Annotated in this window: 11 protein-coding genes; 7 read left to right on the forward strand and 4 right to left on the reverse strand. The window is 62.4% G+C overall.

The window, feature by feature from the left end; translation table 11 throughout:
• Window positions 1-29 precede the first annotated feature (29 nt).
• A complete protein-coding gene (locus tag ACE04F_RS28900) occupies window positions 30-323 on the reverse strand; it encodes a hypothetical protein (protein WP_420766285.1) in 294 nt (97 codons plus the stop codon).
• Window positions 324-488: 165 nt separating this feature from the next.
• Here ACE04F_RS28900 and ACE04F_RS28905 point away from each other — a divergent pair, with 165 nt between their 5' ends.
• Genes ACE04F_RS28905 through ACE04F_RS28920 form a run of 4 tightly spaced genes read left to right on the forward strand, consistent with a single transcriptional unit; the run spans window position 489 to window position 2,751 of the window.
• Window positions 489-794 (forward strand): MazG-like family protein, encoded by a 306-nt coding sequence (locus ACE04F_RS28905; protein WP_486111118.1) that lies wholly within the window; start codon window positions 489-491, stop codon window positions 792-794.
• On the forward strand, window positions 791-1,540 hold the full coding sequence (locus tag ACE04F_RS28910) for a methyltransferase (protein WP_486111120.1): 750 nt from the start codon (window positions 791-793) through the stop codon (window positions 1,538-1,540). Before ACE04F_RS28905 ends, ACE04F_RS28910 begins: the two co-directional genes overlap by 4 nt.
• Before the next feature lie 24 nt (window positions 1,541-1,564).
• Window positions 1,565-2,173: a DUF4136 domain-containing protein gene (locus ACE04F_RS28915; RefSeq protein WP_486111122.1), complete on the forward strand. Its 609-nt coding sequence runs from the start codon at window positions 1,565-1,567 to the stop codon at window positions 2,171-2,173.
• A gap of 20 nt (window positions 2,174-2,193) precedes the next feature.
• Complete coding sequence (locus tag ACE04F_RS28920) at window positions 2,194-2,751, forward strand: DUF4136 domain-containing protein (RefSeq protein WP_434695975.1); 558 nt, start codon at window positions 2,194-2,196, stop codon at window positions 2,749-2,751.
• 137 nt (window positions 2,752-2,888) lie between these two features.
• Here the strand turns inward: ACE04F_RS28920 and ACE04F_RS28925 are convergent, their stop codons facing one another.
• Together ACE04F_RS28925 and ACE04F_RS28930 are read right to left on the reverse strand one after the other, a co-directional pair.
• Window positions 2,889-3,743: a MaoC family dehydratase gene (locus tag ACE04F_RS28925; protein WP_486111124.1), complete on the reverse strand. Its 855-nt coding sequence runs from the start codon at window positions 3,741-3,743 to the stop codon at window positions 2,889-2,891.
• Between the two features lie 2 nt (window positions 3,744-3,745).
• On the reverse strand, window positions 3,746-5,098 hold the full coding sequence (locus tag ACE04F_RS28930) for a 3-oxoacyl-ACP reductase (protein ID WP_486111126.1): 1,353 nt from the start codon (window positions 5,096-5,098) through the stop codon (window positions 3,746-3,748).
• Between the two features lie 181 nt (window positions 5,099-5,279).
• Between ACE04F_RS28930 and ACE04F_RS28935 the strand changes: the two genes are divergently transcribed.
• Window positions 5,280-6,557 (forward strand): acetyl-CoA C-acetyltransferase, encoded by a 1,278-nt coding sequence (locus tag ACE04F_RS28935; RefSeq protein WP_486111128.1) that lies wholly within the window; start codon window positions 5,280-5,282, stop codon window positions 6,555-6,557.
• Here the strand turns inward: ACE04F_RS28935 and ACE04F_RS28940 are convergent.
• The gene (locus tag ACE04F_RS28940) at window positions 6,544-7,572 is read right to left on the reverse strand and encodes a bile acid:sodium symporter family protein (protein WP_486111130.1); all 1,029 of its coding nucleotides are present in this window, start codon (window positions 7,570-7,572) and stop codon (window positions 6,544-6,546) included. The genes ACE04F_RS28935 and ACE04F_RS28940 overlap by 14 nt on opposite strands.
• A gap of 79 nt (window positions 7,573-7,651) precedes the next feature.
• Here ACE04F_RS28940 and ACE04F_RS28945 point away from each other — a divergent pair, with 79 nt between their 5' ends.
• Both ACE04F_RS28945 and ACE04F_RS28950 read left to right on the forward strand, forming a co-directional pair.
• Window positions 7,652-8,443, forward strand: coding sequence for an AraC family transcriptional regulator (locus tag ACE04F_RS28945; RefSeq protein ID WP_486111132.1), 792 nt, complete (start codon window positions 7,652-7,654; stop codon window positions 8,441-8,443).
• Between the two features lie 205 nt (window positions 8,444-8,648).
• Window positions 8,649-9,542 (forward strand): PA4780 family RIO1-like protein kinase, encoded by an 894-nt coding sequence (locus ACE04F_RS28950; protein WP_072410317.1) that lies wholly within the window; start codon window positions 8,649-8,651, stop codon window positions 9,540-9,542.
• The last annotated feature ends 53 nt before the right edge of the window (window positions 9,543-9,595 follow it).

Raw genomic sequence — 9,595 nt, forward strand, 5'->3', positions numbered from 1 at the left:
CCCTCGCCACAGGTGTCCAAGTTGGGGTCTCAGTGAATAATCCAGCTCAACAGCCACAACCCCAACACCAGCCAGATGATGCCCATGACAATCGACGCCCGCATGAAGGCGCGGATCGCCGAGTACAACAGCATCAGCCCGAGGATCAGCGCAACGATGCTGATGATCGAAGTGTCCATCCCCAGCGTCCGGGACAGGCCGTCGACAAAATTGCCGCCGGCATTGGCCAGGGTGTTGAACAGGCCACTGAGCAGATCGACGATAAAACGGATCACCGAACCGAGCGCCTGGCCGAGCCATTCGAAAAAGCTTTCTACCTGCATGTGTGCGTCCTGATGAGAGGGAATCCACGTTGAGCCTTTTTGCTCCTGAATGTAGGAGCGGTCCAGGCCGGGATCGTTCGATTATGGGGCAAACCGGCGCTTTGTATCGAGACTCTTGCCTTACCTCATCAACCCCCCGAAGCTATGCGCATCCAGGAGAGCCCGATGAACCTTGTTGAACTGACCGAACGCCTGCATGCCATCCGTGATCGTAACGATTGGCGGCAATTTCACAGCCCGAAAAACCTGGCCATGGCCGCCAGCGTCGAAATGGCTGAATTGGTGGAGATTTTCCAGTGGTTGACCGAGGAGCAGTCACGCCAGTTGCCCGCGGAAAAACTTGCCCACGCCGGGCAGGAAATCGGTGACATCGTCTTGTACCTGTTGCTGCTGTGCAGCGAGCTGGGCCTGGACATGAACGCCGTGGTAAGCGGCAAGCTGGCCGACAGCGAACGGCGGTTCGGCCAATGAGCGATCGCCATTTCGATCAACTCGCCACGCGTTTTGCCGAAAAAATCTATGGAGGAGCCAAGGGGGCGATTCGGCTGGCCGTGCTTCAGGCCGATCTCCTTGAAGCGCTGCCGGATCGGCCCTTGCGAGTGCTGGATATTGGCGCGGGGCTGGGCCACATGTCGCTGTGGCTGGCCGAGCGCGGGCATCAGGTCACCCTGGCCGAACCGGCCGAGCCAATGCTCGAAGGCGCTCGCCAACGCTTTGCCGAGGCGGGCCAGGCCGCAACGTTCATCCAGGCGCCGTGGCAGGATCTGCTCGGCCAGCTCACCGAACCTTACGATCTGGTGCTGTGCCACGCGGTGCTCGAATGGCTGGCCGAGCCCCATGCGATCCTGCCGGTGCTGCATCAGTTGACGGTGCCTGGCGGCTGGTTGTCCCTGGCGTTTTACAACCGCGATGCGCTGGTCTATCGCAACCTGCTCAAGGGGCACTTTCGCAAACTGCGTAAAAACGACATGGCCGGCGAGAAGCAAAGCCTGACCCCTCAGCAACCGCTTGATCCACGAGAATTGGCGGCGCAACTTGAAGGCCTGTGGCAGGTCGAAAACGAAAGTGGGGTGCGGGTTTTTCACGACTATATGCCGGTGGAGTTCCAGGGTCGTGCAGAGCTTGCGCAACTGCTGGAGATGGAACTGGCCCACCGTCGCCATCCGGCCTTTGCCGGCTTGGGACGTTATCTGCACTGGGTTTGCCGTCCCCTCTGATCCGCAAAGCAATCGGAGAGCGAAATGAAAGGTCGTTCAGGGTTAATGGTGTTGTGCCTGGGGCTGGCGGCCTGTCAGGGCAGCAACCCTTATGTCGCGACATCCAGGCCGCTGCCGCCAGCACCACCCGAGGCCGCCACGGTATTCGATCGCAGCGCCTATCCCGCAGCGCCTCGGGATTACGGGCGCTATCGCAGCTGGGCCTGGCTCAACGGCCGACTGCCGCCGGGCACGGCCTGGGCGGACTCGGCGCAGGTGGCCGAAGCGGTGAGCAATGCCCTGGACCAGCGCGGCCTGCGCCCGCTGCATGACAATCGGCCGGCGGACCTCTTCGTCAGTGCCGACCTGCGCCTGGAGACCCGCGTACGCCAGGTTCGCGACGATTATGATTCAGGGTACTACGGCGGTTACAACCGATACGGGCCGGGTTATGGCATGTACAACAGCGTTCCCGTGGTACGCACTTACCGGGAGCAGGTCGTGGTGGTTCGGGTTGATCTGTTCGATGCCCGCAACAACCAGCCGGTGTGGAGTGCCAGCGCCGAGACCAGCCAGCGAGGCAGTCAGAGCGAACGTAGCGATGCCATTCGTGAGGCGGTGGAAAAGGCTCTTTCGGCTTATCCTCCCAGTTGATTACGCAACGGAGAAAAACCATGTTTCGCCGTATCGCCCCATTTGCCCTGGCCTTGTTGCTGGGCGCCTGTACGTCCAATCAGGTCAATCATGACTTCGACACCACCCGCGATTTCGCGGCCTACCGCAGCTGGAGTTGGAAAGAGCCGGCGTTGCAGTATCGGCCGGATGACCCGCGCATCAAGAGCGACCTGACCGAACAGCGGATCCGCCAGGCCGTTGCCGATCAGCTTGATCAGCGCGGCTTGCGCCCGGCTCCGTCCGGTACCCGCAGCGATGTGCAGGTCCAGGCCTACCTGATCGTTGAGGACCGTCAGCAACAGGTGACGACAAACTACGGCGGCGGCTGGGGCGGGCCCTGGAATGGCTATTGGGGCGGGCCGATGTATAACGAAACCCGCAACGTCAGCTACAAGGTCGCCACGGTGCAGATCGACCTGCTCGACGGCAAGGACGGCAAGCTGGTGTGGCGTGGCAGCGATGAGCAACTGCTCAGCGAGTCGCCCAACCCGACGGAGCGCAGCACGAAGGTGCGCGAGACGGTGGGGCGGATCCTGTCGAATTATCCCCCACGCTGACGAATGACCCTCGTGGGAGCGAGCCTGCTCGCGAAGAGGCCGTCCCATTCAGTAGCAGTAGCAGTAGCAGCAGCGGCGTAGCCAGGACCATCGCTTTCGCGAGCAGGCTCGCTCCCACAGGGACGGCGTTTTTTTATTCAGGCAACCGGCTGCCAACTGCCGAGCATATGTTCCAGCTCTCCAGCCCCCACCAGCCGCAGTTTTCCAGTCGACCCCGCGGCGCTCGCCAGCAGCGTCACCTCGCTGGGCAGGCGCACCGGTTTCCTGAAGGTCACTTCGATCTCGATGTTGGCCTCGGGCAAATGGTCGTCCAGCGCCGCTAACGTCCGGGCTTTGTTCCACAGGCCGTGGGCGATGGCGGTGGGAAAACCGAACAGGCGGGCACTGGCGGCGCTCAGGTGGATCGGATTGTAGTCACCGGACACCTTGGCGTATTGCCGGCCGATGTCCGCGGGTGCTGTCCAGTGCGCCACTTCCGTCAACTCAAGGACGGCAGTCGCCGGTTCCTCCAACAGCGCACCATCAAGCTGGACGCCTTTGCACAGCATCTGGCTTTCGGCCTCCCACAGCGCTCCCAGCTGATCTTCAATGCGGGTCACGAGATCGAACACCGCGCCCTTGGCGTGTGGCTGGAGATTCTCGACATTGACGCTGGCGCGCACCTGGCTGACCCCGCCCATGGGCCGCAGTATGCGGATGCGGTTGCTGAGGTGGATCAACCCCAGCAGCGGGAACGGAAAATCCCGATCCGTCAGCAACTGCATCTGCAGGGCGAACGCCAGCACATGGGGATAGGTCGGTGGCAGCAGGCCGTTTTCGGCAAAGCCGCAGACCTTGCGATAGGCCGCCAGGCGTTGCTGATCAACCTGGATCACTTGGCGCAGCCCAACGTCGGGCAGGGTAGTGCCGCTGATCTTGCGGCGCGTCGCGGCCTTGGCGTAGAGCCCGGACATCGACGGCGCGGCGTGTATCTCATGCCATTGGATCGTCATGATCAGGCCCCCAGCAGGCTTTGCCCGCACACGCGCAGAGCCTGTCCGGTCACGGCGCCGGTGCCCGGTTGCGCGAGCCAGGCCACGGCTTCGGCGACATCCTGGGGCAGGCCGCCCTGGCCCAGCGAGCTCATGCGTCGCCCGGCTTCGCGCAGGGCGAAAGGAATATCCGCGGTCATGCGGGTTTCGATGAAGCCTGGCGCCACGGCGTTGATGCTGATGCCTCGGGCCTGCAGGGTTGGCGCCCAGGCTTGAGCCAGGCCGATCAGCCCGGCCTTGCTCGCGGCATAGTTGGTCTGGCCGCGATTGCCGGCGATGCCACTGATGGACGCGAGCAGGATGACCCGGCCGTTATCGCGCAGGGTGCCGCTGTCGAGCAGGGCCTTGGTCAGCACTTGCGGCGCGTTGAGGTTGACTGCCAGCACCGCGTCCCAGAATTCCGGGGTCATGTTGGCGAGGGTCTTGTCCCGGGTGATGCCAGCGTTATGTACAACAATGTCGACGCCCTCGGGCAGGTGTTCGATCAACTGTGTGGCTGCGTCTTCTGCGCAGATGTCCAGCGTCAGGCTGCGCCCGCTCAGGCGTGCGGCCAAGGCATCGAGGTCGGCCTTGGCTGGCGGTACGTCAAGCAGGATCACATCGGCGCCATCGCGGGCCAGGGTTTCGGCAATGGAGGCGCCGATGCCACGGGCAGCGCCGGTCACCAGGGCCTTGAGCCCCGTCAACGGACGGGTCCAGTCCTGGACCTGAGTTGCACAGGCCTTGAGACGAATCACTTGCCCGGAAACGTAGGCACTCTTGGGCGACAGGAAAAACCGTAGGGCGCCTTCCAGCTGGGTTTCGGCGCCTTCGCCGACGTACAGCAACTGCAGCGTCCCGCCATGGCGCAGCTCCTTGGCCAGGGAGCGACTGAAACCCTCCAAAGCCCGCTGGGCGCTGGCGGCGAACGGGTCGTCGAGGTTTTCCGGAGCTCGGCCGAGGATGACGACATGAGCGCTGTGGTCGAGATTTTTCATCAGCGGCTGGAAGAACTCGCGCAACTGCTTGAGCTGGTCGACCTGCGCCAGGTGGCTGGCGTCGTACACCACAGCCTTGATTTTCGGGCCGTGCCCGGGGATCCATTCGGTGGCGAGCGTCGGTTCGCCACCGTAGATGAAAATGGCGTCGGTCAGGCGCTTGGCGAATGTGCCGACCTGTTCGGTCAGGGGGCCGCCGCCCAGCAGCAAGGCACCCTCGATTGGCCGCAGGCGCCCGGCCTGCCAACGCTCCAGGCGTACCGGCGATGGCAAGCCGAGAGCGCCAACCAGACGCAGGCCAATGGGCGAATTGGCAAAGTCTATGTAACGGTCTGACATGGAACACACTCCGGCTGATGAGGTTCCAAGTGTGGACCACGTTTGGCAATCAGTCGTTCGATCGGCGGGATAAAGCCTAAGCTGTGTTCCAGAGCACCGCCTGCACATGGGAACCAGCCTGCTTCCATGGGTGACGGGGCAACGCTGACGGCACATTTGGACATACAAAAGGGAGTTCTACATGGCACAGCTACGCCGCGTCGCGATCATCGGCGGTAACCGCATTCCGTTCGCCCGCTCCAACGGGCCTTATGCCACCGCCAGCAACCAGGCGATGCTCACCGCTGCGCTTGAGGGCTTGATCGAGCGCTACAACCTGCACGGCGTGCACATCGGGGAGATGGCCGCGGGGGCTGTGCTGAAGTTTTCCCGGGACATGAACCTGACTCGCGAGTGCGTGCTCGGCTCGCGGCTGTCGCCCAGCACACCCGCCTATGATGTGCAGCAGGCCTGCGGCACCGGGCTTGAAACGGTGCTGCTGGTGGCCAACAAAATCGCCCTCGGGCAGATTGACAGCGCCATCGCCGGCGGCGTGGACACCACCTCCGACGCACCGATCGGTGTCAATGAAGGGCTGCGCAGGATCCTGCTGCAAGCCAATCGCGCGAAAACCACCGCCGATAAAATCAAAACGTTCCTGCAACTGCGTCCCCAGCATCTGGTGCCTGACCTGCCGCGCATCAACGAGCCGCGCACTGGCCTGAGCATGGGCCAGCACTGCGAATTGATGGCGCAAACCTGGCAGATCCCCCGACAAGAGCAGGATCAGTTGGCCTTGGAGAGTCATCAAAAAATGGCCGCTGCTTATGCCGAAGGCTGGCACAACGACCTGATGACGCCGTTTCTCGGCCTGACCCGCGACAACAACCTGCGCCCGGACCTGACCCTGGAGAAACTCGCTTCCCTCAAGCCCGCCTTCGAAAAAACCGCCAAGGGCACGCTGACGGCGGGCAATTCCACTCCACTGACCGATGGCGCCTCGCTGGTGTTGTTGGCGAGCGAGGAATGGGCCAAGGCCCGTGGGCTGCCGATCCTGGCCTACCTGCGTGACGGCGAAACGGCGGCGGTGGACTTCGTCAACGGCGCCGAAGGTCTGCTGATGGCGCCGGTCTATGCCGTGCCGCGGCTGTTGGCGCGCAACGGCCTGACCTTGCAGGACTTCGACTATTACGAGATTCACGAGGCGTTCGCCGCCCAGGTGCTGTGCACCTTGAAAGCCTGGGAAGACCCGGATTACTGCAAGACCCGCCTGGGCCTCGATGCGCCGCTGGGTACCCTCGACCGCAGCCGGCTGAACGTGAAGGGCAGCTCACTGGCCGCCGGGCATCCATTTGCCGCAACTGGCGGGCGAATTGTCGCCAACCTGGCCAAGCTGCTGGACGCGGCAGGGAAGGGCCGGGGGCTGATTTCCATCTGCGCAGCCGCCGGCCAAGGGGTGACTGCGATTATCGAGCGCTGACGATGGCCTCGCTCTTTTGCGATGCCTGCGCCCGTTGCCGGCTTGCATAGCGTTCGGCGAGGACCGAGCAGACGATCAATTGCAGCGGGTGATAAATCATGATCGGCAGCAAGATCAGCCCCAGGCCGGGGTTATTGCCGAAAATCAGCGCCGCCATCGGCACTCCGGCGGCGAGGGATTTCTTGCTCGCGCAAAATACCGCGGCGACTTCATCGGCGTTGCTGAAACGCAGGGCGCGAGCGGTGCGGGTGGTCATCCACAGGATGACAGCCAGCAACACCGCACTGCCCAGAACGGCGCTGAGCAGCACGCCATGACCTTGTTGTTGCCAGATCCCGGAAATCATTGAATTGCAGAATGCCGCATAGACCAGCAGCAGGATGACCAGTTTGTCGATGATGCCGGTGTAGCGCTTGTAGCGCGCGAAAAAACCGGCCAGCCAGCGCCGCAGAAACTGCCCGAGCACCAGCGGCAACAGCAACATCATGCACAGATCGAGCAGCGTCGAGCCCAGGTCGATGCCGCCGGCACCGCGGCCGACCACCAGACTCACCAGCAGCGGCGTCAGGAGAACCCCCAGCACGCTGGACAGGCTGGCGTTGAGAATCGCCGCGGGTACGTTGCCGCCGGCGCTGCCGGTCAGGGCCACCGAGGACGAAATGGTCGAAGGCAAAGCGCACAGGTAAAAGAATCCCAGCATCAGCAGGGACGGTACATGGCTGCCCAGTGTCCAATTGCCGAGTAGCCAGATCAACGGAAACACCACAAAGGTAAAGCCTTGCACCATCAGGTGCAGCCGGATGTTTTTCAGGCCATGGCGGATCTGCTCGCCGGACAGGTTGACGCCGTGGAGGAAAAACACCACGAAGATGCCGATGTTGACGACCCATTCGGCATGCATGGCGCCGCCAGTCGCGCCGAAGCGCGGGAAGAAATACGCCAGCAGCGTGGCGAGCAACATGCCGCACAGGAACCAGTCGGTCGCTATGCGCTTGAGGTGTCTGAGGATGTGCATAGGGCACCGCGGATTGTAAGAAGAGTTGTCTTAGCCTAACGTCGGCCTACACAGTCGTCTTGCGACATAAGGCCAATCAATGCCGGCTAACGGACACCAACAGCTCGAACGACGCATTCCGGACCTGACGGAGCTGCCTCGGCCGCTTTATGCCCGGGTCGAAAGTCTGCATGCCGGTTCGTGGACCCAGGCTCATCGCCACGATTGGGTGCAGTTCTCCTACGCAATCAGTGGCGTGCTCGGCGTCCATACGGCCGAAGGCAGCTTCTTCGCACCGCCGCAATGGGGCATCTGGATTCCGGCCGGTCTGGAGCATCAGGTCGTGACGTCCATGCGCGCGGAAATGCGCAGTCTTTACGTCCATCGCCAGGCGTGCCCATGGGCCGAAGATCGTTGCCGGGTGCTCGAAGTTACACCGCTGGCGCGGGAGCTGATCAAGACGTTCTGCCAGTTTCCTGCCACTTATCCACAGGGCGAGACCCAGGAAACACGCTTGGTCCAAGTGCTGCTGGACCAATTGGCGGCGCTGCCGGAAGTGGGCTTTTCCCTGCCATTGCCCCGTCATGCTCGTTTGCTGGAACTGTGCAACGAATTGATCGAGCAACCCGAAGGCAACGTGACGTTGCAAGCCTGGGCCGAGCGCCTGGGCACGTCGGAAAAAACCTTGATGCGCCTGTTCCAGCGGGAAACCGGCTTGAGCTTCCGTGCGTGGCGCCAGCGCATGCGCCTGTTGTCTTCCCTCGAATCGCTGGAACAGGGCAATAGCGTGACCAGCGCGGCCTTGTCCTGTGGGTATGATTCGACGTCCGCTTTCATTGCGGCATTCAAGGGACTGTTCGGTTTTACGCCGGGGGAGCTGTTCAAGCGCTGACTGGCTCGGCGCTTGTCGCAACTGCTTGCCATTCACTGGACAGCGTCACGCCCGTCTCGACTATGATTTGGCTCGGTTGTTCTGAGCCGGCACAGTGTGTGCATTCAGGGTTCATAGGTCGGACCCCCTCCCCGTGGAGGGAGGATTGCCGTATAACGACCTGTCATTCGCGTGTTTGGTAATAAAGGACCCAGAATAAAAGCTGATGAAGACTCCAAAACGCATTGAACCCCTGATCGAGGACGGTCTGGTCGACGAGGTGCTGCGCCCACTCATGAGTGGTAAAGAAGCAGCTGTTTATGTGGTGCGCTGCGGCAACGAGCTACGTTGCGCCAAGGTCTACAAGGAGGCGAACAAGCGAAGTTTTCGCCAGGCGGCCGAATACCAGGAAGGCCGCAAGGTGCGCAACAGCCGTCAGGCCCGGGCCATGGCTAAAGGCTCGAAGTTTGGCCGCAAGGAAACCGAAGACGCCTGGCAGAACGCCGAAGTGGCCGCGCTGTTCCGGCTGGCCAGCGCCGGCGTGCGGGTTCCGAAGCCGTATGACTTCCTCGAAGGCGTGCTGCTGATGGAACTGGTGGCCGACGAATACGGCGATGCGGCGCCGCGTCTCAACGACGTGGTGCTGGAGCCGGATCAGGCCCGCGAATATCACGCTTTTCTGATTTCCCAGATCGTGTTGATGCTGTGTACCGGTCTGGTGCACGGCGACCTGTCGGAGTTCAACGTGCTGCTGACGCCGACGGGGCCGGTCATCATTGATCTGCCGCAAGCGGTGGACGCTGCCGGTAACAACCACGCCTTCAGCATGCTGGAGCGGGACGTCGGCAACATGGCCTCCTACTTCGGTCGGTTTGCTCCGGAGCTGAAACGCACCAAATACGCCAAGGAAATGTGGGCCCTGTATGAAGCGGGCACCCTGCACCCGGCCAGTGTATTGACCGGAGAGTTCGACGAGCCGGAAGAACTGGCGGATGTCGGCGGAATCATGCGCGAGATCGAAGCCGCGCGCCTGGATGAAGAACGCCGCCAGGCCGTACGCGCTGCCGACGACGCGCCACCGGGCAAGACCGAAGAGCCGCCTCCGCCGTGGATGCAGTGATCGGTTGACCTGAAACCCGGCCACGGCCGGGTTTTTTGTGAGCTTCAGAAGCT

It is taken from the genome of Pseudomonas sp. AGC41, from assembly GCF_057334555.1.

Bases quoted from the DNA above. Each gene is read 5' to 3' on its own strand.
- ACE04F_RS28900 (WP_420766285.1), bottom strand. From the start codon at position 323: ATGCAGGTAGAAAGCTTTTTCGAATGGCTCGGCCAGGCGCTCGGTTCG.
- ACE04F_RS28905 (WP_486111118.1), top strand. From the start codon at position 489: ATGAACCTTGTTGAACTGACCGAACGCCTGCATGCCATCCGTGATCGT.
- ACE04F_RS28910 (WP_486111120.1), top strand. From the start codon at position 791: ATGAGCGATCGCCATTTCGATCAACTCGCCACGCGTTTTGCCGAAAAA.
- ACE04F_RS28915 (WP_486111122.1), top strand. From the start codon at position 1,565: ATGAAAGGTCGTTCAGGGTTAATGGTGTTGTGCCTGGGGCTGGCGGCC.
- ACE04F_RS28920 (WP_434695975.1), top strand. From the start codon at position 2,194: ATGTTTCGCCGTATCGCCCCATTTGCCCTGGCCTTGTTGCTGGGCGCC.
- ACE04F_RS28925 (WP_486111124.1), bottom strand. From the start codon at position 3,743: ATGACGATCCAATGGCATGAGATACACGCCGCGCCGTCGATGTCCGGG.
- ACE04F_RS28930 (WP_486111126.1), bottom strand. From the start codon at position 5,098: ATGTCAGACCGTTACATAGACTTTGCCAATTCGCCCATTGGCCTGCGT.
- ACE04F_RS28935 (WP_486111128.1), top strand. From the start codon at position 5,280: ATGGCACAGCTACGCCGCGTCGCGATCATCGGCGGTAACCGCATTCCG.
- ACE04F_RS28940 (WP_486111130.1), bottom strand. From the start codon at position 7,572: ATGCACATCCTCAGACACCTCAAGCGCATAGCGACCGACTGGTTCCTG.
- ACE04F_RS28945 (WP_486111132.1), top strand. From the start codon at position 7,652: ATGCCGGCTAACGGACACCAACAGCTCGAACGACGCATTCCGGACCTG.
- ACE04F_RS28950 (WP_072410317.1), top strand. From the start codon at position 8,649: ATGAAGACTCCAAAACGCATTGAACCCCTGATCGAGGACGGTCTGGTC.